This is a genomic window from Nonomuraea sp. B208, from assembly GCF_057536035.1.
Map to the genome: position 1 here is coordinate 360835 of NZ_BAAJOU010000030.1, position 23527 is coordinate 384361.

At 70.3% G+C, this 23527-nt stretch carries 23 protein-coding genes; 5 read left to right on the forward strand and 18 right to left on the reverse strand.

The genetic code is table 11. The annotated features are described in order from the left end of the window. Positions 1 to 74: 74 nt before the first annotated feature. The 4 genes from AC27IY_RS43260 to AC27IY_RS43275 all read right to left on the reverse strand — a co-directional run bounded on the left by AC27IY_RS43260 (position 75) and on the right by AC27IY_RS43275 (position 5311). Positions 75 to 2036: an acetoacetate--CoA ligase gene (locus tag AC27IY_RS43260; RefSeq protein WP_487181566.1), complete on the reverse strand. Its 1962-nt coding sequence runs from the start codon at positions 2034 to 2036 to the stop codon at positions 75 to 77. Positions 2037 to 2095: 59 nt separating this feature from the next. Further along, positions 2096 to 2953, reverse strand: a complete 858-nt coding sequence (locus AC27IY_RS43265) for a serine hydrolase (protein ID WP_487181567.1) — start codon at positions 2951 to 2953, stop codon at positions 2096 to 2098. Further along, complete coding sequence (locus AC27IY_RS43270) at positions 2950 to 3867, reverse strand: LysR family transcriptional regulator (RefSeq protein WP_371250807.1); 918 nt, start codon at positions 3865 to 3867, stop codon at positions 2950 to 2952. Before AC27IY_RS43270 ends, AC27IY_RS43265 begins: the two co-directional genes overlap by 4 nt. A 115-nt stretch (positions 3868 to 3982) precedes the next feature. Next, positions 3983 to 5311, reverse strand: a complete 1329-nt coding sequence (locus tag AC27IY_RS43275) for an ATP-binding protein (RefSeq protein WP_487181568.1) — start codon at positions 5309 to 5311, stop codon at positions 3983 to 3985. A 425-nt stretch (positions 5312 to 5736) separates the two neighbouring features. Between AC27IY_RS43275 and AC27IY_RS43280 the strand changes: the two genes are divergently transcribed. Next, positions 5737 to 7062: a helix-turn-helix transcriptional regulator gene (locus AC27IY_RS43280; RefSeq protein WP_487181569.1), complete on the forward strand. Its 1326-nt coding sequence runs from the start codon at positions 5737 to 5739 to the stop codon at positions 7060 to 7062. Between the two features lie 14 nt (positions 7063 to 7076). Here AC27IY_RS43280 and AC27IY_RS43285 read toward each other — a convergent pair whose 3' ends face one another. The 3 genes from AC27IY_RS43285 to AC27IY_RS43295 form a co-directional block, all read right to left on the reverse strand. Further along, entirely contained in the window at positions 7077 to 7583 is a 507-nt protein-coding gene (locus tag AC27IY_RS43285; protein WP_487181570.1) for a hypothetical protein, read from the reverse strand. Positions 7584 to 7722: 139 nt separating this feature from the next. Beyond that, on the reverse strand, positions 7723 to 8286 hold the full coding sequence (locus tag AC27IY_RS43290) for a hypothetical protein (protein ID WP_487181571.1): 564 nt from the start codon (positions 8284 to 8286) through the stop codon (positions 7723 to 7725). Between the two features lie 276 nt (positions 8287 to 8562). Then, the gene (locus tag AC27IY_RS43295) at positions 8563 to 9207 is read right to left on the reverse strand and encodes a TetR/AcrR family transcriptional regulator (RefSeq protein WP_487181572.1); all 645 of its coding nucleotides are present in this window, start codon (positions 9205 to 9207) and stop codon (positions 8563 to 8565) included. A 145-nt stretch (positions 9208 to 9352) separates the two neighbouring features. On the opposite strand from AC27IY_RS43295, the gene AC27IY_RS43300 reads away from it, so the two are divergent. The 3 genes from AC27IY_RS43300 (at position 9353) to AC27IY_RS43310 (ending at position 12435) form a co-directional block, all read left to right on the forward strand. Next, on the forward strand, positions 9353 to 10132 hold the full coding sequence (locus tag AC27IY_RS43300; RefSeq protein WP_449948104.1) for a glucose 1-dehydrogenase: 780 nt from the start codon (positions 9353 to 9355) through the stop codon (positions 10130 to 10132). After that, positions 10129 to 10605: a nitroreductase/quinone reductase family protein gene (locus AC27IY_RS43305; RefSeq protein WP_449948107.1), complete on the forward strand. Its 477-nt coding sequence runs from the start codon at positions 10129 to 10131 to the stop codon at positions 10603 to 10605. The genes AC27IY_RS43300 and AC27IY_RS43305 overlap by 4 nt, the downstream gene beginning before the upstream one ends. Positions 10606 to 10908: 303 nt before the next feature. Then, entirely contained in the window at positions 10909 to 12435 is a 1527-nt protein-coding gene (locus AC27IY_RS43310; RefSeq protein WP_449948110.1) for a penicillin-binding transpeptidase domain-containing protein, read from the forward strand. Between the two features lie 2 nt (positions 12436 to 12437). Here the strand turns inward: AC27IY_RS43310 and AC27IY_RS43315 are convergent, their stop codons facing one another. From AC27IY_RS43315 to AC27IY_RS43340, 6 genes are all read right to left on the reverse strand, one after another. Further along, entirely contained in the window at positions 12438 to 13145 is a 708-nt protein-coding gene (locus AC27IY_RS43315) for an HAD family hydrolase (protein WP_344210118.1), read from the reverse strand. Between the two features lie 97 nt (positions 13146 to 13242). After that, entirely contained in the window at positions 13243 to 13869 is a 627-nt protein-coding gene (locus AC27IY_RS43320; RefSeq protein ID WP_344210117.1) for an HAD family hydrolase, read from the reverse strand. Positions 13870 to 13954: 85 nt separating this feature from the next. Next, complete coding sequence (locus AC27IY_RS43325) at positions 13955 to 14404, reverse strand: DUF2690 domain-containing protein (RefSeq protein WP_423443628.1); 450 nt, start codon at positions 14402 to 14404, stop codon at positions 13955 to 13957. 88 nt (positions 14405 to 14492) lie between these two features. Then, a complete protein-coding gene (locus AC27IY_RS43330) occupies positions 14493 to 15002 on the reverse strand; it encodes a DUF6912 family protein (protein WP_423474263.1) in 510 nt (169 codons plus the stop codon). Positions 15003 to 15057: 55 nt separating this feature from the next. Further along, on the reverse strand, positions 15058 to 15711 hold the full coding sequence (locus tag AC27IY_RS43335; protein WP_364449720.1) for an HAD family hydrolase: 654 nt from the start codon (positions 15709 to 15711) through the stop codon (positions 15058 to 15060). Positions 15712 to 15782: 71 nt separating this feature from the next. Further along, a complete protein-coding gene (locus AC27IY_RS43340; protein ID WP_449948116.1) occupies positions 15783 to 16421 on the reverse strand; it encodes a GNAT family N-acetyltransferase in 639 nt (212 codons plus the stop codon). 200 nt (positions 16422 to 16621) lie between these two features. Between AC27IY_RS43340 and AC27IY_RS43345 the strand changes: the two genes are divergently transcribed. Continuing rightward, a complete protein-coding gene (locus AC27IY_RS43345) occupies positions 16622 to 17245 on the forward strand; it encodes a L,D-transpeptidase family protein (RefSeq protein WP_364450158.1) in 624 nt (207 codons plus the stop codon). Between the two features lie 6 nt (positions 17246 to 17251). Here the strand turns inward: AC27IY_RS43345 and AC27IY_RS43350 are convergent, their stop codons facing one another. The 5 genes from AC27IY_RS43350 to AC27IY_RS43370 all read right to left on the reverse strand — a co-directional run bounded on the left by AC27IY_RS43350 (position 17252) and on the right by AC27IY_RS43370 (position 23428). After that, on the reverse strand, positions 17252 to 18643 hold the full coding sequence (locus AC27IY_RS43350) for an FAD-binding oxidoreductase (RefSeq protein WP_487181573.1): 1392 nt from the start codon (positions 18641 to 18643) through the stop codon (positions 17252 to 17254). A gap of 70 nt (positions 18644 to 18713) precedes the next feature. Then, positions 18714 to 20327, reverse strand: a complete 1614-nt coding sequence (locus AC27IY_RS43355; RefSeq protein WP_487181574.1) for an NADH-ubiquinone oxidoreductase-F iron-sulfur binding region domain-containing protein — start codon at positions 20325 to 20327, stop codon at positions 18714 to 18716. Between the two features lie 31 nt (positions 20328 to 20358). Then, positions 20359 to 21192 carry a ferric reductase-like transmembrane domain-containing protein gene (locus tag AC27IY_RS43360; protein ID WP_423474270.1) on the reverse strand — a complete coding sequence of 278 codons (834 nt, stop codon included), beginning with the start codon at positions 21190 to 21192 and terminating at the stop codon, positions 20359 to 20361. A gap of 73 nt (positions 21193 to 21265) precedes the next feature. Then, positions 21266 to 22786, reverse strand: coding sequence for a DUF1996 domain-containing protein (locus AC27IY_RS43365; RefSeq protein ID WP_487181575.1), 1521 nt, complete (start codon positions 22784 to 22786; stop codon positions 21266 to 21268). Then, positions 22787 to 23428, reverse strand: coding sequence for a DUF4142 domain-containing protein (locus AC27IY_RS43370; protein WP_344210101.1), 642 nt, complete (start codon positions 23426 to 23428; stop codon positions 22787 to 22789). Positions 23429 to 23527: the final 99 nt, after the last annotated feature.

Sequence of the window (23527 nt, forward strand, 5' to 3'; positions counted from 1 at the left end):
GCGAAAAATCGTTTTAAGCGGTGTGCCAGGACGTTATTTCAGCGGATGGCGGCACGTCAATAGTCGATCAAGGGTCACGGCCGGAAGTGCCGCAGCACCTCCGGGTTCGCCATCGCGTCCGGGTTGGCCGCCTGCTCCACCGGGGCGCCCAGCAGGATCTTGCGCACCGGCACCTCCAGCTTCTTGCCCGACAGCGTGCGCGGGATGCCGGGGACCACCCTGATCTCGTTCGGGACGTGGCGCGGCGACAGCTCCTGCCGCAGCGCGCCGCACAGCGCCCGCTCCAGCTCCGGGGTCAGCTCGGCGCCCTCGGCCAGCGTCACGTACAGCAGCAGCCGGCCCTCCTGGCCGAGCTGGCCCGTGTCGATCACCAGGCTGTCGGCGACCTCCTCGAACCGCTCGACCACCCGGTAGAACTCGCTGGTCCCCATCCGTACGCCGCCGCGGTTGAGCGTGGAGTCGGAGCGGCCGTAGATGACGCAGCTCCCGTCCTCGTTCACCTTGATCCAGTCGCCGTGCCGCCACACGCCGGGATAGACGTCGAAGTAGCTCTCGGCGTAGCGCTCGCCGGCGGGGTCGTTCCAGAACATGACCGGCATCGACGGCATGGGCTGCGTGATCACCAGCTCGCCCACCTCGCCCACGACGGGCTTGCCCGCCGGGTCGTACGCCTCCACCTTCGCCCCCAGCGACCGGCACGGGATGATGCCCGCCCTGATCGGGTGCAGCAGGGTGGCCCCGACGAAGCCGGTGCACACGTCCGTGCCGCCGGAGAACGACCCGACCGGCACCCCCGGCAGCGCGCCTGCCACCCACGCGAACCCCTCGGGCGGCAGCGGCGAGCCCGTGGAGCCCACCCCGCGCAGCCGCTCCAGCCCCTCGGGCTCGATCCCGGCCTTGAGCGAGGCCATGATGTACGGCGCCCCGGTCCCGAAGTACGTCACCCCCTCCGAGGCGGCGATCCGCCACAGCGCGGCGGGGGAGGGATGGGTCGCCGCGCCGTCGTAGAGGACGGCCGTGGCCCCCACCAGCAGCGCGCCGACGAGGTAGTTCCACATCATCCAGCCCGTGGTGGTGTACCAGAAGAACACCTCGCCCTCGCCCAGGTCCTGGTGGAAGGAGAGCGACTTCAGGTGCTCCAGCACGATGCCGCCGTGGCCGTGCACGATCGGCTTGGGCAGCCCGGTCGTGCCGCTGGAGTAGAGGATCCACAGGGGATGGTCGAACGGCACCCGCTCGAACTCCAGCGGCGCGGCCTCCGCCCGCAGCCCCTCCCAGCCGATCACCTCGCCGTGCGGCACCTCAAGGGTGTGCGGGGGCGTGGGCTCGGCCTGCTGCGGCGCCCGGCCGTCCCCGGCGGCGGCCAGGTAGGGGATCCAGACGGTGGCCCGCAGCGTGGGCAGCGCGGCGGCGATCTCGTTGACCGCGGCCGAACGGTCGTAGCTCTTGCCGTTGTAGTGGTAGCCGTCCACCGCGATGAGCACCTTGGGCTCGATCTGCTTGAACCGGTCGACGACGCTCGGCACCCCGAAGTCGGGGGAGCCGGCCGACCAGATCGCCCCGAGCGAGGCGGTGGCGAGGAAGGCGATGAGGGCCTGCGGGATGTTCGGCAGGTAGCCGGCCACCCGGTCGCCCCGCCGCACGCCCAGCCGGACCAGCCCGGCCCGTACCCGGGCGACCTCCTCGCGCAGCTCGGCGAAGGTCAGCTCCTGGCGGGCGCCGTCCTCGGAGACGAAGATCACGGCGGTGCCCTCGTCGCGGCGCAGCGCGTTCTCGGCGTAGTTGAGCGTGGCGCCCTCGAACCAGCGGGCGGCGGGCATCGCGCCGGACAGCACCGGCCCGTCGCCGCGCTCGCCGATCACCTCGAAGTAGTCCCAGATCGAGGTCCAGAACGCGGCCGGGTCCTCGACCGACCAGCGCCACACGCTCTCGTAGTCCTCGCCCGTCCTGCCCAGCCACTCCAGGTAGCGGGTCAGCCTCGCCCGCGCGGCCACCTCTTCGCCCGGCTCCCAGAGAAGCTCGCCCTCAGCAACCATGTGCCCCATCCTGTCGCCCGTTCCATGGAGAGTCCTACCTCTACCCCCCACATAACTAGCTACCGTCTCAGGTGGTCCACCGCCATACGGGCGGCGGTGCCGATCACCGCGTCCGCACGTGGCTGGTTGAGCGCGGTGGAGAAGGAGCGGGTGAAGACGGCGACCGCGTACCGGCCGCCGTCGGGGTACTCGACCACGCCGGACTCGGTGCGCAGCGTCGGCAGCGTGCCGGTCTTGCCGCTGACGGCCACGTCGTCGTACGGGAAGCCGGAGGCCAGCCGGTGCGGCCACACCTGCATGTTGAGCACGCCGCGCATCCACGCGCACGACGCGGCCGAGGCGATCTCGTCGCGCCAGATGAGCCCGAACAGCCGGGTCAGCTCCCGGGGTGTGCCGGCGTTGCCCCAGGCCGGGTCGAGCGCGCGCATCCGGGCCACCTCGTCAGGATCGAGGTACGGCCACCCGTGCCCGGCGTCGGCCGCCATGCTCTCGTTGATCTCCTGGCTGCTCTGCCGCACCCGCGTCACGTCCAGCCCGTACGCGGCCAGCATGGCGTTGACCGCCTCCCGCCCGATCCGCCGCAGCAGCACGTCGGCCGAGGCGTTGTCGCTCACCGCGATCATCAGGTAGGCCAGGTCCCGCAGCGACATCGTCACCTCGTCGAGCATCGCCGAGACCCCGGTAGGCCCCGTCGACCGGCCGGCCGCCGGCACCGTCACCCGCTCGGCCGGATCGAGCAGCCCGGCGTCGGCCTGCCGGCAGAGCTCCACCAGCAGCGGCACCTTGAACATCGACGCCACCGGCAGCGGCTCGTCGGCCCCGTGCCCGATCTCCCGACCGGTGTCGACGTCGGCGGCGTGCAGCCAGCCGGTGACCCCCGCCACCCGGAACAGCGCCTCGAAGTCGGGCCCGCTCATGCCAGCATCCCCGGCCTGCGGCTGACGCGCCGCGGCGGCACCGCGCCCTCGTCGGTCATTCCGGCGCTCTCCTTCAACGTCCGTACGGCGACGGCCGAGAAATCGCCGGCCGCGGCCGTCTCGCCGCGCCAGGCCGTGGAGACCCGGGACGCGATCGGCGAGCCTAGCAGCGGCCGCCACGCCAGCCCCGGCGCCTCCACCTCCGGCCCGAACGCGACCGCCGCGCCCGCCAGCACCAGCCCCAGCCCCGCGCCCTGGTGCACCTGCGGCGGCACGTACCCGTGGCGGCGGCAGGCCGCCAGCACCTCGGCGTGCAGGCCGGGCTCGCCCTCCTTCGGCGGCATCAGCAGCTCCCGCCCGGCGAGGTCGGCCAGATGCACCTCGCCGACCCCGGTCAGCGGATCGCCGTCGGGCAGCAGCACACCCTGGACCTGCACCAGGACCTCGCCGAACCGCAGGCCGGGCGCGGAGACCGGATGCCGGACCAGCCCGACGTCGATCGTGCCCTCGGCGAGCGCCGTCACCTGGTCGGCGGTCCAGATCTCGGCGGGCGCGAGCCGCACCTCCGGATGGGTCTCACGGAACCGGGCGACCAGCGCCGCGATCACCGTGGCCGCCAGATCGGGCGGCACCCCCACCCTGAGCACCGTCCCGCGACCCTGCCTGGCCAGCTCGTGCAGCCGGTCGGCGCGCGCGACGATCTCGCGCGCCTCACCGAGCAGCAACCGGCCCGTCTCGGTGAGGCGCACCTGACGGGCCGAACGGTCGAACAGCCGGGCGCCCAGCTCCTCCTCCAGCCGTTTGATGCGCTGGCTTAGCGGCGGCTGGGCCATGCCGAGCCGGATCGCGGCGTTACCGAAGTGGAGTTCCTCGGCGACCGCGATGAAGTAGCGAAGGTGCCGGACGAGGTCCACGAACAGGCACTATATCCAGATTCGTCATTATTGACGTTCCATATCAAAAGGGACCCTTCTGTCGGTCTCTGCCGAGGAAGGGGTCGACGGCGGGTCTGCGTTCATCAACATCTCCCTACTCTGGGAGTTTTCGGTAGGTTGTCGGTTGTCCTCGGCCCCCCAGTTGTTCGACGAGCCCCCTCGATCGCAGTTCGCGGAGTGCCTTACGAATGTTGGGTGCAGACAGGTTCAGTTCCTGCTTGAGATCGCCGACGCTGCGTGACCCTGCCGCCAAGGCGTCGTAGACGAGCAGCTCCGTCTTGTTGAGGTCGTCGCCTGGGCGGATGACGCGGACTGCCCGCCGCCGTAGGACGACAGTGAATCGGATGGCGGCGTCGATGTAGTGCGCGGGTGGTAGCCCGGCCTCTGCCAGGGCATCGGCCACGGTCGGGATGCCGGTTGCCAGCGCCTCGATCACTCGCGCGCCTTCTTCTGGTGTGCGAGCGTGTTGGCAGATCGCAACGAGCCGCGCGTTGCGTGCTGAAGTGACGGCATCTCGGCCGAGCCGATCGACTGTGATGCCGTACAAACCGCCTGGATTGGAGACAATCAGCCGATCACGACGGAGCCGAACCTCCACGGCCATGCCGGCCGACCAATGATCGAGGTCGCGGTGGACGAGAGCGTTCGCGATGATCTCGCGAAATGCGATGTACGGATAGTCGGGACGATCACGGACAGTCCCGTCCGGCGCTGACACGACGCTGGTGTCGAAGGTTCGCCGTGCCCAGGCCAGGGCCTCTTCCAGCATCCGTGGAATGGCCCCGGTGATCGTGGTCTGGTTCCGAGCCCGCGACCCCACAGGATCGGTCGGCGATGGCTCTGCCGAAGCCTGGATGACGAAGCGCGGAAACCATTCCTGTGGGTGAACCCCGAGAGCCAGCACTCCGGCGACGGTAGGAGTGCCGTCGGGCAGAGTAACTCCAGCACGCCGTAGCAACTCGGCATCATCAGGGAAACGACCAAGGCCGTGGGGATCCCGTTCGCGGACCGAACGCAGGAACGCCGCGACAAGGTCGATGTCCAGGTCCTCACGGGTGGCCCCTGGAACGGGCTGCCGGTCGAAGATCGGCGGCTTCCGGGCGGCAAGGAATGCCTGCTCCTCCAAATCCGACAGTGGGAAATCCCCGTCGTACCCCCGCATGTATGCCGTGCCGGACGCCGTGATCCGACATGGCTTGGCCGACGGATCGCATTCATGCACCCTGGCGACGACGACCAGCGCCCCATCCACTTCCGCGTCGCTGATCGTAAGCAGGACGGGCGGCGAGAACGAGCGAGCCTTATGAGCGAGGCCCTGCTTGAGAGCCTGCGGATCTGAAAGCTGTACCGGACGAAAGCCGGTGGCCTCGTCGAGGCCAAGGATGATCGTCCCGCCGCCTGGGTGGTTCGCCAGGGCGCTCAAAGTTGAGGTGAGCGATGCGGCAACCCGCCTGCCGCCGACTTGACCTCGACGTCGTCGCAGTCGCCTCCGGTCATGCGAGACGTGCGACCAACTCGTTCACGCTCTGGCTCATGGGCAAATGTAACCATGTGCTGGTTACATTTGCTCGGGTTCTGGTTACATTTCGCGGCGTTCCAAACCTCCAGGTCCGTCGCCGCCGAGAGACCCGGGCATTCCGAACCCGGCCGGATGTTCCAACGGGAGGGGCCGACCTGGTGGACGCCGGGTCAGGAGCCCACTTCGTACGGCGGTTCCAGCGCCTACGGGCCTCGGATTCGATCGCGCCACCTCCGATGGCAACACAAAGTAATCTTTGGATCACAGAAGCGATCAGGGACACTGAAGGCGTCAGTACGCCCCCCAGGTCTGACAGCGAGGTGCTCACGATGGCCACCGAACTTCCCGCATGGGCCGTACGCCTGCGTGCCGAGCGCCGCAACCGGTTCTGGAGCCAGAAGGAGATGGCCCGCCATCTGGCCGAGGCCGCCGGCGACGACGTACGCGCCCGGCTTCCTTCCCGGGAGAGCATCGTGCGCCGGATCAAGGCGTACGAGGCCGGCCACAACCAGCCCGACGACCCCTACCGCCTCCTGTACGCCCGCGCCTTCGGCCTCACGGAGAACGACCTGTTCGAGCCCGAACGGCGACCTGTCCCCACGATCACCGCTCCTCCCGACCCCGAGCTGTACGAACGCATCACCAAAGCCCTCGCGCATCCACAGCGCGTGGACACCGCCACGATCGAGTGGCTTGAACGCTGCCTGGAGGAGCATCGCCGCGCAGAGGACACCATGGGAAGCGGTCCCCTCCTGCCCGTCGTACGCGCTCAGCTCGACGCGGTCACCGTCCTCGCACAGGGGACCCCGGGTCCGCTCGCGCAACGCGTGGCCGGGCTCCTCGGCCAGTACGCCCAGTTCGTCGCCTGGATGTGCCAGGACTCCGGTGACCATGCCGCCGCGCTGGCCTGGTACGACCGCTCCCACGGCTGGGCCCTGGAGGCAGGCGACGGAGCTCTCGCCGCCACCACGCTCAACATGCGCGCCCATCTGGCCTGGAGCATCGGCGAACCCCTCCGCTGCGTACGCCTGGCCGAGGCGGCCCGCTGGTACGACGGACGGACCACCCTCGGAGTGCAGGGCATGGCCGCTCAGATGGCGGCCCGCGGACACGCGGAAATGGGCGAGGCCCAGGCCGCACGGCGGCTGCTCGGCGAGGCCGAGGAGCTCATCCGGGCAGCGGGCGAGCACCCCGAGGACGAGCCGCCGTGGATGTACTTTTACGACGACGGCTGGTTCGACATGCAGCGCGGGATGGCCGAACTCGCGCTCGGCGACGGCCGGCGGGCCGTACGGTTCCTCGAACGCGGCCTGGCGACCCTGCCCGGGGCGTACCGGCGTGACCGGGCCTGGTTCGGGACCTGCCTGGCTCGGGCGCACGCTCTGGCCGGTGACGTGGAGGCCGCCGAGAAGCTCGCGGTCGTGCTGGCTCCCGACGCGGTGGCCGTCAACCGCTACGCCGCCTGCGACCTGCGACTCCTGGCCACCTCGCTGCACACCGTCCGTCCGCAGAGCGGGGAGCGCATTCACGCCGCCCTGAGCGCGGAGTCAGGAGAGCCCGGCACGCGGCGCCACCGCTTGCCTGTCCAGGACACGGGCTGCACGCCCCGGCCGCCCCGGGCTTTGCTCGATCCCGTGCAGCGGAGCGAGCCGTGATGGACGGCCGAGCATCAGTCCCACGCGTTGAAGAGCAGCTCGCCAGGGGTCTTCGGCTTCCAGTACTCGATCTCCCTCCACTCCGCGGCGGACAAAGCAGTGGTGTCCACCTTCGTCAGCGGCGACATGAGCAGTGACGTACCCAAGACGGTGAAGCCGAAGGGGCTGAGGGCGACCGCCCAGGCAGGTGGGTCCAGGAACTCGTCGGAGTACGCCCACCGTCGATCGCTCACGAACGCGACCAGCGGAACCTGCGCCTGGAACAGGGCGAGGTGCGCTCCATCCCGGTCGTTGATCGTGGCGCTGTGGAAGCTCTGCGGATACTCGCGTTCGGCAAAATCCCCGACCTGTCCGCGGGCCCTCCGGGCTGCGGCGGACCAGGCTCTACGACATCTTCTGGGCTCGGTCTCCGGCACCGGAGGTTCGCTGACGTGGCGAAACCCTGTCACGCCCCGCTCCAGCCGGAAGACCGTTCGCGAGCTGTCCATCTTCACCCCCGTCGCGAGAGCGGGCCCGATCATTACGCATCTTCACCGATCTACGGACTCCCGTACGAGAGCGAGGACGTGTTCGACATGCCGCTGGACGAGGCCGACGGCCATCTGCCCGACGTCATCACCGCTGCGGCACAGAGACTCCGCCGACCCGCCCGATGGAGAGTCAGGCGGCTTGGTAGCACTGCCATACGCCATCTTCGTTACGGGCTTCCACTCCTTCGTAACGCCGATATCGCAATTGGCATGCTAAATTCATGTCGATCTTCTCTCGGCAGGTCCAGACGTTGTTCACATTGGCGGCGTCAACGCTGATGCTGGGCCTGAACGCATACTTGCAGTAGCCGCGCATGTCGGCGATTCCCCCGAGGGGCCGTTTTCCCGGAGCGTAGCAGACGCCACTCTCGGCACTGGCGGAGGTGAATCGAAAAGCGAGATCAGTTCGAGAATATTGCCAATTGCAGGCGGCTTTCAAGTCGATGCGGGACGAACAGAACTGCTGGTCGTTCGTCTCATAGTTCAATGCTATGCAGGATGAGGCCAGATCGACTCCGCCGAGAGCTGTGTCCGGCGGTCCGGCGAGCTTGATCCCCCAGACGACGCCGGCGCCGACAAGAGCGCAGGAAAGGCCGGCAGCGAGCAACACTTTCACCCAGGCGCGGGCATTCTTGACAGCCTTCGAAAGTTCCCCGACCAGCTCTTTTAGTATCTCTAGGACCTGACTGAGCATCGCGGCTTCCTTGGGTCGCTCGCCACCAAACACACCGACGAGGTCCAGAACGGCAGGCCGTCCAGGTAACGGGCATGTTAAAGCGCTTGAGCCTTGTGCGCAATATCGCAAAGGGTGGGAATCAAGTCACCGTCGTGATCGTATTCACGATTCCGCAGCTCTGTCTCCGGCCAGGGGCAGTTGTGCCGGCTACTCCGATAGTTCAGGTGAGTGGGTTCAAATGCTGGACGCGCGGTGTCTGCAAGTCGTCGCGCAGCAGCCCCTTGGCGGTGGGACTCAGTCGTTGGCCGACGGCTCCGGTCCAGCTGTGGCGTACCGGGCGACGATGGTGCGGACGGCCTCGTCGACCACCTGAGCGACGCGTTCGGCGCTCACCTCCCAGCCCGGCACCAGGAGGGTCGGCCAGAAGACGTAGTTGGAGATCATGCCCAGGAACTGGGTGGCTGCGAGGTCCACGTCCTCGACCCGCACCGTTCCCGCCTCGTGCTCAGCCAGGAGGTAGCTGCGTACGGACTCGAAGTAGGGCATCTTCCCTTGCGAGAACTGCGCGTGGGCCAGCTCGGGGAACCGCGGCAGCTCGGCGATGACGATCCGGAACAGGTCGGTCATCTGGGGCCGGCTCAACAGCTCGGCGTAACGGTGACCGATGGCGCTGAGCCCACCGACGACGTTGCCCGCTGGCGGAGGACCCTCCTCGTCGGCGGTTGACCAGGACTCGGTGACGATGGCGTCGAACAGGGCAGCCTTGCTCGGAAACTGCTTGAACAAGGTGGCCCGCGAAACGCCCGAGCGCTCTGCGATCCGCGCCAGCGACGTCCGGTCGTAGCCCAACTCGAGAAACAGTGCGGTCGCAGCCGTCACGATCAGCGCGCGCTTCTCCTGGGCGACGCGCTGGTGGTACGTCGGCACGACCCTGCTCATGGACCGAGTATACGAGGCGAGTGGCTTGACTCGCCACTGACGCCAACCTAGTGTCGAGGCAGTGGCGAGTCGCTCGGCTCGCCATCGGCCGGCCGTTCATCGCCGATGATCCCGGTCAGTCACCCACGTACCGAGGGAACATCGGATGAACCGCTTCGACGACCAGACCGTGCTCGTGACCGGTGGGACCGGCGGCCAGGGCTCGAGCCACGTACGCGCCTTTCACGCGGAGGGAGCGAACGTGGTGATCGGCGACATCGACGCCGAACGCGGCGCCGCTCTCGCCGACGAACTCGGGCCCCGCGCTCGCTTCACCCGACTTGACGTCACCGACGAGAGCTCGTGGTCCGCCGCCGTGCTGGCCGCCGAGAGCGCCTTCGGCGCCCTGAACGTGCTCGTCAACAACGCGGGCGTGCAGAACCCCCCCGCAACGATCGAGGACACGGAGCAGGCCACCTGGTCGCGCATCCTCGACATCAACCTCACAGGGACCTTCCTCGGCATCAAGGTCGCAGCCCCCGCTCTGCGCCGCGCAGCAGGGGGAGCCATCGTCAACATCGCCTCGACGATGGGCCTGGGCGGCACGGCGCACTACGCGCCGTACGTCGCCAGCAAGTGGGCCGTGCGAGGCCTCACCCGAACGGCAGCGCTCGAGCTCGGCCGGGACCACATCCGCGTGAACACCCTCCACCCCGGCGTGATCGCGACCCCCTTCATCCAGGAACCAGCAGCCGGCGCCACTGCGGCAATCGCCGACTTCTACTCACCCGAGCCGTTCGCCATCCCCCGACTCGGAGAGCCGACCGACGTCACCCGGCTTCTCCTGTTCCTCACGTCATCGGACGCGTCGTTCATCACGGGGTCGGAGTACGTCATCGACGGTGGACTCCTCCTCGGGCCCGCCCTTCAGACCGAGGCCGCATGAGCAGTCCAGACACGACCGGATGGAACGACTCCGCACGTGACGCGTCTTTGTCGCACCTGCCCGATCACATCCGGCGAGCCATCGAGATCACACCCGCGGCAGGCACCAGCGAACGGATCATCGACATCACGACGCTGGGGCGCCGCACCGGCCGGCCACGCCGCATCGAGATCTTCTTCTACCGGGCTGCGGGCGCCACCTACCTGTGCAGCGGCGCCGGCGGTGCCGCGACCGACTGGCACGCGAACCTTCTCGCCAATCCCGACTTCACCTTCCACCTCAAGAACGGGGTCCGTGCAGATCTGCCCGCACGGGCCACGCCGGTCACCGATCCGGCTGAACGCCAGGCCGTCATGGCCGAGATCGTCGCGGATCTCAACCAACCCCACGACCCCGGCACCATCCGGCCGACCCGGCTCGAAGACTGGGCTGACAGTCGGCTGATGCGCATCAGCTTCCGCCGTCGGCCGTGATCGCGGCGGCGGCAGCGTGCTTGTACGGGGCAAGAGATCTTCCGCATACCGTTGTCTCCATTCGCTGTGAGCCACGACACTCCTGGCCTCCGCGATGCAGCAGGGAAGATGCCGGACCAGGCCCGCGAACAGGGACCATATCCATTTCCATAAGGATGGAAGTCCCATATCCCTATTGGACACCCCGGTGACCGCTCTGGTCTGCTCGGCCGCATGGCACCACAAACGGGGACAACGTATGCCTATCTTCAGCCGGAGCGGCCACTAAGACGGCGACGACGCCGCTGGCCCTGGCTGCTCGCCGTGCTCCTGATCCCGGTCGTGGCCGCGGGCGGCGTGATCTGGGCGTTGCGCACCGAAGGGTCGGCCGAGGAGGCCGCCGACCGTTACCTCGCCGCCTGGAGCGACCAGGACCACGCCGCCATGCGGGAGCTCGTCGCCGACCCGCCCGCCGACTTCGAGGCGCGGCTCCAGCGGTTCCGTACCGATCTGAAGGTCACGCAGGCGAGCTTCCGCCGGTCGGTCTCCACCGGGGTCTTCGCCGACAACGGGCCGGACGACGAGGGGTACCTGAGCTTCACCGCGAAGCTGTCCGGCGTGCGCGACTGGGAGTACGACGGGCGGCTGCGCGTGGTCGAGCGCGGCGGCGCGTGGAAGGTCGCCTGGACGCCCGCCGCCCTGCACCCGCTGCTCACCACCCCGAACCGTTCCCTGCGCGCGGTGACCGAGAAGGGCGAGCCGCCGCAGGTGCTGGCGGCCGACGGCACGCCCATTAGCACCCCGGACGCGCCCGGTTCGGTGCAGCAGCTCGTCGAGGGCGTCAGGCAGACCTACCCCGACCGGTTCAAGGTCCAGAACCGGGTCCACATCGACCTCTACGAGGGGGACGAGCGGGTGAAGACCGTGGTGCCCGCCGACGGTGTGCGGCCCGTCAAGACGACCCTCGACCTCGCCGTCCACCGGGCGGGCGCGGCGGCGCTGGAGGACGTCACCCAGCCCGCCTCGCTCGTGGCGCTGCGGGCCTCGACGGGGGACATCCTGGCCGTGGTCAACAAGCCGGGCGGGTTCAACCGGGCGCTGCTCGGGACGTACCCGCCGGGGTCCACGTTCAAGGTCGTGACGGCCTCGGCGCTGGTCGCGGACGGCGTCAAGCCGGGGCAGCGGGTCACCTGCCCGGCCGAGAAGAACATCGGCGGCTTCCCGTTCCACAACGCCGGGTTCGAGGACTTCGGGACGCTGACCTTCCGGGAGGCGTTCGCGCACTCGTGCAACACGACGTTCGGGGAGATGAGCGTGGCCTCGCTCGGCGGGGGGCGGCTGGCGGAGGTCGCGCGGAGCTTCGGCTTCGGCACGCCGATCACGCCCGGCGTGCCCGCCGTACGGGCGGAGTTCCCCGACCCCAAGGACGACACCGACCTCGCCTCCGCCGCCATCGGCCAGGGGCGGGTGCTGGCGAGCCCGCTCAACATGGCCTCCGTCGCCGCCGCCATCGCCTCGGGCGCGTGGATCCCGCCCCGGCTCGTCCTGGAGGAGCACCCCGGCGGCCAGGACCGCGGGCCCCGGCCGCTGGAGCCCGCCGTGGTGGCCGCCCTGCGCACCCTCATGCCCGCCGTCGTCACGGACGGGACCGCGCAGGCCGTACGCTTCCCGGCCGGCACGGCGGGCAAGACCGGCACCGCGGAGTACGGCTCGGGCGAGGAGCCGCCGGCGCACTCGTGGTTCATCGGCTACAAGGGGGACGTGGCCTTCGCCGTCATCGCCGAGGGCGGCGGCGCCGGCTCAGCGGTGGCGGCCCCGGCCGCCGCCCGCTTCCTGCGGGCGCTCGGCTGAGGTCAGCCCGCCTTGCGGGTGGCGGGGGAGGTGAGGGCGGCGACGGCGTTGACGACCTCGGAGGCGTTGGAGAGATCGGGGAGCACCAGGTCGGCGCCGGCCTCCCGGAGCTCGGCGGCCATCGAGCGCCCGGAGGCGACGCCGATCATCGCGGCCCCGCCGATCCTGGCCGCCTGGACGTCACGGACGGAGTCGCCGATCACCACGGTGTTGGCCGCCGTGAAGGTCGTGCCGAGCCGCGCCTTGGCCCGCCCCTGGGCGACCTGGAGCAGCGTCGCCTTGGGGTAGGGCTCCTCACCGTAGCCGCCGAGCTCGAAGTCGACGAACTTGTCCAGCCCGAACGCCTTCAGCTTGAGCACCGCGTTGCTCTTGATCGTCCCGGTCAGCACGGTCTGCGCCACGCCGTCCAGCCGCGCCACGGCCCGCAGTGCGTCCTTGGCCCCGGCCATGGCCCGCCCCTCCTTGGCCAGCCGTCCCTTGCGCGCGGCGAAGGCCGTGGCCAGCGCGGCCAGGAACCCCGGCAGATGGTCGTCCTCGGCCTGCACCCCGTTGACGGCGAGCGTCTCGAAGACGACCTCGGAGTCGGGCCGGCCCATGGGCGGGACGAGCTTGACCAGCGGGCGGCCGGTCACGGCCCGGAACGCCTCGGCGTAGGCGTCTCTGGTCACGATGGCGACGTCGACCAGCGTCAGGTCGACGTTCCACAGCACAAGGCGGTTGATGGCAGCCTCCTGGAAGGAACACTGCAAGGGTAAGGGCGGCGCGCCCGCGCGGGCCCGCCGTCCGGAAGATTCCGTATGACCGGCGTCAGGCGAAGTCCAGCGCGGCGGCCAGCGTGTCCACCACCGGGAGCCCGGTGGCCTCCAGCTCGGCCCTGGTGGACATGCCGCCGGTGTAGAGCACGGCCCGCGCGCCCACGTGGCGGGCGGCCATCCCGTCGTCCACGCTGTCGCCGATCACCAGCACCTCGGCGGGGTCCACGTCGAGCGACCGGATGTGCGCGGCCATGTGGGCGGCCTTCTCGCCGCCGGTGGTGCCGTGCAGGCCGTCGATACGGGTGAAGTGCCGGGTGATGCCGAACGCGTCCACCTTCGGCACCAGGTGCGTGTGCGGCGCCATCGAGCAGAGCGACTGGGTGCCGGTCCAGCCGGTGAGCACCGTCTCGGCGTCGGCGGCGAGCCCGCAGACCTCGCTGAGCCGGAAGTAGTGCTCGTGGAAGCCGTCGTCGAGCAGCTCCCACTCGCCCTCGTTGAGGGGGCGGCCGAGCAGGCGCTCGTAGGCGACCCAGATGGGCCGGGTGTAGACGGCGCGGAAGCCGTCGGCGGTCAGGGCGGGCAGCGCGTACGCCTTGAAGACCTCGTTGGTGGCCCCGACCACGGCGTCGATGTCGTGGAACAGCGTGCCGTTCCAGTCCCAAATGATGTGTTTCGTCATTTGGCAGACAGCTTATTCGGCGGGGCCGACACATCCCCGCGAAGGCCCCGGAACGCGACCGGCCGGCCGCGCCCCGGGGACACGCTCAGCCGCAGGCCTTGGAGGTGGTGCCGGTGCCGGTCTGGCCGCCCCGGCCGCCGTTCCACTGGACGGAGGCGCTGCCCCACGCGCAGACGTTGTTGGCGTAGAGCATGTTGCCCCAGTGCCGGCCGCCGTTGCCCTTCTTGAACTGGAAGGTGTCGTACGCGCCGTTGCGGTAGACCCGGATGGTGCCGGACGCGGAGGACATCGTGCTGATCTCGGTCCAGTTGGTCTTGCACTTGCCCGACCACATGAGCTTGACCGTGCCCACCTGGTCGTTGAACCGGGTCTTGATCGCGGCGGTGCGCACGACGCGCGCCGAGTTGCCGCAGCCGCTGCGGTACGGGTCCTTGTGGTCATAGGGCTTCAGCGCGGCCTGTGCGTGGGCTGGGGAGCCCGCCAGGAGGGTGACCGCCGCTGCCCCGATCGCGGTCGCCGCTACGCGAAGCTTCACTGGGAATCGACTCCTCGTGTAAGTAACAGTGCTGCGTCGGGACATTAGCGATGATCCGCGCCGGACGGTCAAGGTTTTGTGATCTTTGTCATGATCGCAACAGGTCGGGGATCTCCTGGGTGGCGTACCACATGAGCTCGTGGGCCTCCGCACCGTCCACGGTGAAGCGGGCGTCGTCGTCGCCCTCGTCGGCGGCGGGCAGCGCGGCGAGCGCGGCCTCGATGTCGGCGGCCGCCTCCACGTCGTCGATGTGCACGGCGGCCACCTTGGTCAGCGGCACCGCCTGCGCGAGGCGGACGCGGGCGCGCTCCTCCAGGTCGGCGCCGGCCCTGGCGGCGCCCTCCGGCACCTCGGCGGCGACCACCACCCGGCGGGGCGGCGCCTGGACGCCGTCGGCGCGGTCGGCCGCCAGCATGCGCAGCGAGGCGCGGGCGGCCTCGGTCAGCGCCACGTATTCGAGCTCCTCGGTGTCGCCCGAGGCGTACCACTCGGTCAGCGCGGGGGTCACCGCGTAGCCGGTCAGCGGGGCCGGGCCCAGCTCTCCCAGCTTGACCGCGGTGGCCAGGGCCGGGAGGGTGCACGGCAGATAGACGCGCATCACGAACCTTTCGTGCTTCAGGCCGCCGGGAACGGCCCGGCGGGCAGGGCACCTATCATGCCCGCCGGAGCGTGAGGCGTAGCAGAGACTCGAGCTCCGCGATGGTCGTGTCCGGGTCGCGGTGGTGGATCCCGGCCATGCCGAGGGCGCGCGCGGCCGTGATGTTGGCCTCGATGTCGTCGATGAACACGCACTCCGCGCCGGGCAGCCCGATGAGGTCGAGGGCGTGGTGGAAGATGCGCGGCTCGGGCTTGCGCATGCCGACCTCGCCCGAGATGACCACGGCGTCGAAGATGTCGTCCCAGCCGTCGCGCTGGTAGGTGTGGGACCAGGAGTTGGAGACCAGGCAGGTCCTGACGCCGTGGGCGCGTACGTCGCGCAGCATGTCGTGCATCGCCTCGACCCGCTCGAACCCGGCGAACATGCGCTCCAGCAGCCCGTCGGCGACCGGCGGCACCCCGTCCAGGGTCAGCAGCCGGGCCGCGAGGTCGCGCTCGAACGCGGGCCCGTCGAGCTCGCCGCGTTCCAGGGCGTGCACGGCGTTCTCGCCCGCGCCCTCGCCGTAGGCGTGGTCGATCATCTCCCGCATCACGGAGCGGTAGTGCTCGCCGTCGATCCGGTCCGCCTCGATCCACTTGGCGATGGAGTCGGCGAGACTGGTCGTGAGCACCCCGCCCCAGTCGATCAGCACACCCGTGACCACGGCCACCTCCAGGCTCGAACTCCGTTCTAGGGTAAGACGTCCCAGGAAATGCCGATAAATCAGGCTAAATTGCCAGGTCAGGAGCTGGCGAGGCCCAGCAGCGGCAGGCACGGGCCGAGGTTGTGGATCTCGACGCCCGGGGTCTCGCTCCAGTCCTCGGCGGCCAGCCGGAAACGCTGCGTGGCGACCGGCTCGCCCTTGCGGGCGTGCATCATGATGCCGTCCTCGCGGTAGCCGAGCTTGCGCGTGACCGCGAGCGAGGCGTGATTGTCCTCGAACGCCTCCGTCACCGCGTGCCGCGCGCCGAGCCCGGCGAAGGCCAGGTGCAGGACGGCCGCCCGCATCTCGGTGCCGATGCCCCGGCCGTGGAAGCGCCGGCCGAGCCAGGAGCCGGAGCCCAGCTCGCGGGTGACGGCGAAGTTCCTGGCCTGGATCCCCTGGGTGCCGACGACCTGGCCCTCGTACAGGACGGCGAACTCCAGCGCCCAGTCGTCGGCGGTCAGCGCGCCCCAGGCGCGGAAGTGGTACTGCGCGGTCCGCCTGGCCCGCTCGGCGGGCTCACCGTCCGTCCAGGGGAACAGGAACGGCATGAAGCCGTCCTCGTGAACGCCCTCGGCGGCGCGGTCGCCCAGCTCGTCGAGGTCTTCCAGGGACGGGACGCGCAGTTCGAGACGCGGCGTCGTGATGGACAGGTTGAAAAACGGCCAGTTACGCATATCGCCACATCTTCCCTGAGCAGATGGGAGGATCGCGACTTGTTTTCCGAAGCGAGAAGGTGCTTATTCGATGATTCGGGTACGCGCGCTATATGAGGACTAAGGTACGAGGAATAGCCGCACTCATCCTGGGATGCGGTTTTTCAGCGGTGATGAGCGTGCCGGCCGCGGCCGACGAGGAAACAACCACCGTGACCCTTATGCGGCCGGGCGACCGCAGCGAGGAGGTCAGGGCGCTGCAGCGCCGCCTCCACGAGCGCGGCTTCTACTTCGGCCGGTCCAACGGCGTCTACGACGAGCAGACCAAGTTCGCCGTCTGGGCCTTCCAGAAGAGCCGCAGGATCATGCCGAAGGCCGTGATCGGCCCCGAGATGCTGAAGGCGTTCGACCGGCGCTCCCGCCTGCGGCCCCTGGTGCCCAAGGGCGCCGCGAACCGGGTCGAGGTGGACCTGACCTACCAGCTCCTCACCGTCTACCGCAACCGCCGCCCGGTGCTCACCTCGCACATCTCCTCGGGCGCCGAGGTGCGTTACTGCGAGGGCGGGCGCTGCGGGAACGCGATCACGCCGGTGGGCGACTTCCGGGTCACCAGCCGCGCGCCGGGCTGGACGACCGGGCGGCTCGGCTCGATGTACAACTCGCTCTACTTCGTCGGCGGGATCGCCATGCACGGCTCGACGCAGGTGCCGCTGCGGCCGGCCTCGCACGGCTGCGTACGGGTGCCGATGGCGGTCTCCAAGCGGCTGTTCGAGCTGGTCAAGGTCGGCGACCCGGTGTACGTGCGCGGCAAGATCCACCGGGCCAAGGGCCAGGACAAGTCCTGAGCGGGGTCACACGCCCTGCGGGAGCCGGAAGAGCCGGCCGGGGTCGTAGGCGGCCTTGACCGCCGCTAGCCGCGCCGCGTTGGGCCCGTAATACGCGCTCCGCCAGTTCGTTAAATCGGGGTCGATGTAATTCACATACGCATGTTCCCCGAAATATTCGGACATGTCGGCGTGTATCGCCCGCAACCATGCCCGATCCATTCCTTCCTGATAATACTGTACGCTGTAAAGGGCTGCCCGGTGCGGAAAGGCCGTGGCCCCCGGCGCCACCCGTCCGATCGCGCCGCCCATCGCGTCCAGCAGCACCGAGTGCCGCCCGCCGCGGGCCACCCCCTTCACCAGCGCCCGGATCCCGTCCGCCGGCAGCCGCCGGTAGGCCAGGTGCGACCGGGCGGCGAACGCCGTGCGCGGGATCCGCCGGCACTCGGCCGTGCTCCGCGACCCGCAGCCGCCCATGACCTTCATGGCCTCCAGGTGGGACACCGTGCGCGCGTACCGCCGGGCGGGCCGCCCGAGCCGCGCGACCAGCGGGGCCAGCGCCCGGTCCAGCGCCGCCGCGCCGCCGAGGAAGGTGCCCACGACCTCCACGTCCAGCCCGGCCGCCGAGCGCGTCAGGTGCAGCGACGACCACAGCTCGTCCGGCGCGGACGGGGCCCACGCCTGCCACTCCCGCACCGCCGCCTCCGCCCGGGCCCACGGCCAGTGCAGGAAGAACACCGTCGCCCGGCCGGTCGCGAACGTACGGAAGGTGAAGGACACGGCCACGCCGAAGTTGCCGCCGCCCCCGCCCCGGCAGGCCCAGAAGAGGTCGGGATGGCGGGAGGCGTCGCAGTCGAGCACCCGCCCGTCGGCCGTCACCACCCGGACCGCCTCCAGCGCGTCGCAGGTCAGGCCGTGCTTCCTCGACACGACGCCGAGGCCGCCGCCGAGCGCGAGACCGCCGATCCCCACCGTCGGGCAGGAGCCGGCGGGCACGCTCACGCCGTGCCGGGCAAGGCGGTCGTAGACGTCGATGAGTCTCGCCCCTGCGCCGACCGTGGCTCGGCCGGCCGAGTAGCGGACCGACGACATCCTGGACAGGTCGATCACCAGTCCGGTGCCCGTGGACCAGCCCGCGTACGAGTGGCCGCCCGAGCGGGCGGTGACGGGGATGCCGCCCGCCCGGGCGAAGGTCAGGCACGCCGCCACGTCGGCCGCGCTCGCGCAGTAGGCGAGCCCGGCCGGCCTGATCCGGTCGTAGGCCGGGTTGAACAGGCGGCGGGCGGCGGCGTACCCGGCGTCCGCGGGCAGCACCAGCGTCCCGTCCAGCCGCCCGCGCAGCGCCCTCCAGTCGGGAGCGGAGGCGAAGGCGGCGAGCGGGGCCACCGCCGCCGCGCGCAGCAGATCCCGGCGATCCATGAACGTCCTCCCCGTCGTGGTGCCCAACGGTGAGACGCCGGCATGGAGCACCGGGTTCGTCACGAGTCCGTCACCCGGCCGCCCCTCCTCCGGCGCCGGCCCGGGCCAGCCGGGGCACGCTCGCCGCCTTCATCACGCCGTCCTTGACCAGCCGGAGCGGGGAGCCGGTCGGCTTCGACGGGCCGGGCCCGTGCCCGTCCCCGCTAGTGCCGGCCAGCCGCAGGGCGAGCGCCGGGCACATGTCCACCGCCCGCCGCGCCTCCTTGGCCATCCAGGCGGGCACATTGCGGAACGAGGGGAAGCCGTAGTCGTCCAGCTCGACGAACTCCGGCAGCAGGTGCGCGCACAGCCCGTGGCCCTGACAGCGCGACCAGTCCACCTCCAGGCGGTACTCCAGCTCGGGCGCGCGCTCGGGCATCGGCATGACGCCGCGCACCGGCCGCCCGCACGAGCCGTGCTCCTGGTGGAGCGCGATCTCCGCCTCGAAGGCGTCCAGCGCCGACAGCACGAACTTGGCCGTGCCGTCGGGGTGGAAGCACGCGCCCCGCCGCTCGACCAGCCGGACGGCCCGGCGTACGGCGTCCACCGAGCCGGACCCCTCGACCAGCGCGTTCATGAGTTTGGCCACGTCCGGCAGGCCGAGCCGGCAGGGGCCGCACTGGCCGGCCGACTCGCCCGCCAGGTAGGAGGCGACCCGGGCGGCCTCGCCGAGCGCGCACGTGGACTCGCCCAGCGGCACGATGATGCCGGCTCCGAGGGTGGCGCCGGCGGCCTTCATGCCCTCGCGGGAGATCACGGCGGTCTCGACGGCGTCGGCCGACAGCCACGCGCCGTGGTAGCCGCCGATGAGCACCCCGTCGCCGATGTCGGCCTCGCACATGGCGAGCACGTCGGCCAGCAGGGTGCCGGTCGGGGTCTCGATGACGGCGCCGTCGGCGGCGCCGCCGCTCACGGTGAGCAGGATCGTGCCGGGCTCCTTTGCGGTGCCGACGGCGGCGTACTTCTGGGGGCCGTACTCGGCCAGGAGCGCGAGCTGCGCGTACGTCTCGGTGTTGGACAGCAGCGTCGGCAGCCCGTCCACGCCGCTCGTCGCGGCCCGCTTCTTACGGCCGGGCGGGATGCCCTCCTCGCCGTTGACGGCCTTGACCAGCGCGCCGCCCTCGCCGGAGATGAAGCGCTCCTTGATGCCGACCACCCGGATCGGCACCCGGCTCTCGGCCCCGCCGGAGACGTTGGCCGCCCGGCGCTCGGCCACCGCGGCGGCGACGGACGCCTCGGCCACCTCGCCCCCGGCCGTCGCGACCACCACCTCCCTGGCTCCCAGGGCCTCGGCGGCCAGCACCGCGCCGTCGAGGACGAGATGCGGGTTGCGGGTCAGCAGCATGGCGTCCTTCGAGCTGGCGGGCTCGCCCTCGGCGCCGTTGACCAGCACGACGCTCTCGCCGTTCGAGCCGGCCGCGTCGGCCACGGCCCGCAGCTTGCGCGCGAACGGGAAGGCCGCGCCGCCGCGCCCGCGCATGTCCACCTCATTGGCGTACGCGATGAGCTCGCCCAGCTCGCGCGGCTCCACGAGGCCGTGGAGCGTGCGGTGGGCGGGCAGGTCCAGCCGACGGCAGTGGTCCAGCCCGGCGGTCAGCCGGGCCGGACCCATGCGCAACACCCTGGGCACTCTGGCCGGGATCACGGTCGCTCCTTCGCGATGGCAATCGAGTTACTCAACCGGCCTCCCGGTATCTGCGGCGAGCCTCCGCGAGGCTCACCGGCGCGTTCCTCGCCCCCGCCGTGGCGGCGGCCGGCGTGCTTGCGGCGACCCGCTGCGGCCGCTCGGCGGGCACGCCCACGGCCGCCGGAGCGGTCACCGCGGGTCCTTCGACCCGCTCGGCCATCACGGGCGGCCTGCGGAGCGAGGCCAGCACGCGCACGATCAGCGCACCGCCGACCGCCGCCAGGCTGGCCACGTACGACCAGGCCACCCAGCCGGCCGCCGGGCGGCCGGCCGTGAGTCCGTGCATGATCGCGATGGGCCAGGCCAGGTACGCGGCGGAGTGCATGACCCGCCACATCCACGGCCTGTTCCGCGTCGCGAAGCGTCCCCGGATCATCCCCGTGACCACGGCCAGGACCATGAGGTCGAGGGCCACCGTCCCGAGGGCCACGTAGATCCCGGCCACCGGCACGAACGCCGCCCCCAGCGGGATGTGGCCGAGACTGATCATGAGGGAGACGTGCGTGATCAGGTAGGCCAGCCCGATGAGGGCGGTGGCCCGGTGCGCGAGCTGCGCCCGGACCCGGTTCGCCGGCGACAGGAAGACGCGCTCGGTGGTGATGATGCCGAGCGCGACCGTCGCGGTCAGCAGCACCAGGGCGAACACGCCCGCGTAGAACTCGAGGAAGCCGACCCCGCGGCCGAGCAGTTCGATCCCACGCTCGGTCCTCGTCAGCGCGAACGCCGACAGCAGGACCGCCATGACCATGGCGCTGGCCCCCAGCCGGACGCTTCGGGTGTCCAGCTGGGTCGCGTGGTGCCGGGGGTGTCGTCTGTGGAGCATCTGTTTCCCCTCCAAGGTCGGGTGAGGGTGCGACTCGGAAGGCGGATGACCCTTCGCGGGCGCGGTTCTCAGGTCAGCAACGGCGGCCCCGGTTGATGCAGGAGACGACGGTCTGCATCAGCCGGTCGGGCATGACGTTGGCGAAGTCTGCGTGGTCCGTGACCGGGTTGTGCTTCTGCTCGGGGAAGGCGTCCAGCGCGTACGAGGGACCCTGCGGCACCGAGTAGGCGAGCGTCATGCGGAGCTGCGGGATGGCTCGCGTGCCTTGCGGACAGGCGCCGTTCTGGTCGGGGAAGACCACGTGCGTGCGATGGTTGGCGCTGTCGGTGTTCTGTCCGTCCCAGCAGCTCGGGAAATCCAGAATACGAAGGACGAGGCTGCCGCGCGGGCAAAGCGGATATTTGTCGGTAGTTATGCGATTTTGGAATCCCGTGCAGGACCACGCGGCCTTCGCGTTGGCCGTGCCGTTGGTCGCGGCCTTGGCGTCACCGGTGATGATCCGCAGGAACCTCGGCATGGCGACCACGCGGGAGCTGGCGTTGCCGCGGAACTGGAGCTGCACCGCGCGGGCGGTCAGCTGCTGGCCGACGTTGCCGTCGGGGTCGTTGTCGTTCGCGTCGACCTTGCGGTTGCGCAGCACCGGCCAGAAGTACGTGGACCGGTCGCCGAGCCGGCAGGTGGTGCCCGCCGCGGCCAGGCTCTCGTCGGTGGAGAAGGCGTCCGTCGACAGGTTGCCCACGTAGTCGTGCAGGTGGTGCGCCCCGTTGCTCACGCCGGGGGCCACGATGAAGTTGTCCGGGTTGTTGTGCTTGTTCTCGTTCCTGCCGCACTGGGAGACGAAGGTGCCGCGGGAGCCGTTGCGGTTGAAGCGCACGTTCACCCGCTGCGGGGCGACCCGGCGGATGTCGACGAAGTCCTCGGGGAACGGGCCCAGGTCGGCGCAGGCGGCCTCGTCGGGGTCGTTCGTGGCCGAGCCGGTGGGGGAGGCGGTCGGCGAGGCGTTGCCGCCGCCGGGGTTGTTCCGGGTGGGGACGGGCGTCGCGGTCCTGGTGGGGTTGTTGCGGCGGCGGGAGAACGTCGAGGCGGTCTGCTCGTCCTCGGGGGCGGCCTCGGGGGCGTCCTCGGGGGACGCGGCCGGGTCGAGCAGCTTGGCGCCGCCCTGAGGCGCCTGCTGGTCCTGCCCCTGCTGCTGGTCGCCGTTCTGCTGGTCGTTCTGCTGGTTGTTCTGGTCGCCGTTCTGCTGCTGGTCGTTCTGCTGCTGGTCGTTCTGGCCCTGGTTCTGGTCCTGGCCCTGGTCCTGGTTCTGACCCTGGTCCTGGTTCTGACCCTGGTCCTGGTTCTGACCTTGATCCTGGTTCTGGCCCTGGTCCTGACCCTGGTTCTGGTTCTGGTCCTGCTGGTCGTCCTGGCCCTGTTGGTCGCCGTTGCGCCGCTGCCGGTTGTTGTTCTGCTGCTGACCCTGCGAGGCCTGCTCGGCCGGGTCGCAGTGGTCGGCCAGTGCGGGGGCGACGCCGATGACGGCCGCGGACACCAGCCCGCTAGCCACCACGGCCAAGGCGGACATGGCCGCGGCCATGCGTCTGGAACTCGTCATTTAGTGTCTCCTCATGTCGACCGCCAGAGCGACGGGTGGTGCAGGTGAGGGCGTCGGGGGCTCCGGGAGTTGCTGGAAGTCGACCAGGCCCGTGGACTCCAGAAGAGTCATGTGGCGCATCACGAAGTTGATGCCTTCCTGGGCGAACTTCCTGATCTCGGCGTTGCGGGTGCCGGCCCTGACGCTCGCCACGACGGTGAAGACCTTGCCGTGCGCGGCACGCAACAGGTTCGCGTAGTCCTTGTCGAAGGCGGGGCCGCTCTCCGCCGCGAGCTGGGCGAGCCAGCGTTGCTGGTCGGCGTTGGGCTCGTCGGGGATGACCACGCCGAGCTTCTTGGCGGCCTGGACGGTCAGGGCGTCCAGCTTCTTGTGATCTTCCATGATCAGCCGGCCCACCTCCTTGACCCGCTGCGACTCGGCGCGGGTCTGGGCCATGTCGCCCGCGGGCATCTCCCAGAGACCGGCCTGCCGGACCTTGACCAGCAGGTCGCGGTCTGCGGCGGTGAGCGGTCCCGCGGACGTCTGCGTGAACTGGGCGGCCGCCGGATCGATCGACGGGGGCATGACCAGCACGATCGTCACGGCGGCGGCCAGGACGAAGCCACCGAGCATGAACAGCTCGCCTCGCAAAAGCCTGTGCATGGTCGGAGGTACGCGGCGGCAGCGGGTCAGGTTCAGCTATGGCCGGGAATAGTTAGAAATGACTGGAGTTATCGGAGTGGCTACCGGACCGATAACAAA

Coding starts and splice junctions, on each gene's coding strand:
- AC27IY_RS43260 (WP_487181566.1), bottom strand. CDS start 2,036: ATGGTTGCTGAGGGCGAGCTTCTCTGGGAGCCGGGCGAAGAGGTGGCC.
- AC27IY_RS43265 (WP_487181567.1), bottom strand. CDS start 2,953: ATGAGCGGGCCCGACTTCGAGGCGCTGTTCCGGGTGGCGGGGGTCACC.
- AC27IY_RS43280 (WP_487181569.1), top strand. CDS start 5,737: ATGGCCACCGAACTTCCCGCATGGGCCGTACGCCTGCGTGCCGAGCGC.
- AC27IY_RS43285 (WP_487181570.1), bottom strand. CDS start 7,583: ATGATCGGGCCCGCTCTCGCGACGGGGGTGAAGATGGACAGCTCGCGA.
- AC27IY_RS43290 (WP_487181571.1), bottom strand. CDS start 8,286: ATGCTCAGTCAGGTCCTAGAGATACTAAAAGAGCTGGTCGGGGAACTT.
- AC27IY_RS43295 (WP_487181572.1), bottom strand. CDS start 9,207: ATGAGCAGGGTCGTGCCGACGTACCACCAGCGCGTCGCCCAGGAGAAG.
- AC27IY_RS43300 (WP_449948104.1), top strand. CDS start 9,353: ATGAACCGCTTCGACGACCAGACCGTGCTCGTGACCGGTGGGACCGGC.
- AC27IY_RS43305 (WP_449948107.1), top strand. CDS start 10,129: ATGAGCAGTCCAGACACGACCGGATGGAACGACTCCGCACGTGACGCG.
- AC27IY_RS43320 (WP_344210117.1), bottom strand. CDS start 13,869: ATGACGAAACACATCATTTGGGACTGGAACGGCACGCTGTTCCACGAC.
- AC27IY_RS43330 (WP_423474263.1), bottom strand. CDS start 15,002: ATGCGCGTCTATCTGCCGTGCACCCTCCCGGCCCTGGCCACCGCGGTC.
- AC27IY_RS43340 (WP_449948116.1), bottom strand. CDS start 16,421: ATGCGTAACTGGCCGTTTTTCAACCTGTCCATCACGACGCCGCGTCTC.
- AC27IY_RS43345 (WP_364450158.1), top strand. CDS start 16,622: ATGCGGCCGGGCGACCGCAGCGAGGAGGTCAGGGCGCTGCAGCGCCGC.
- AC27IY_RS43350 (WP_487181573.1), bottom strand. CDS start 18,643: ATGGATCGCCGGGATCTGCTGCGCGCGGCGGCGGTGGCCCCGCTCGCC.
- AC27IY_RS43360 (WP_423474270.1), bottom strand. CDS start 21,192: ATGCTCCACAGACGACACCCCCGGCACCACGCGACCCAGCTGGACACC.
- AC27IY_RS43365 (WP_487181575.1), bottom strand. CDS start 22,786: ATGACGAGTTCCAGACGCATGGCCGCGGCCATGTCCGCCTTGGCCGTG.
- AC27IY_RS43370 (WP_344210101.1), bottom strand. CDS start 23,428: ATGCACAGGCTTTTGCGAGGCGAGCTGTTCATGCTCGGTGGCTTCGTC.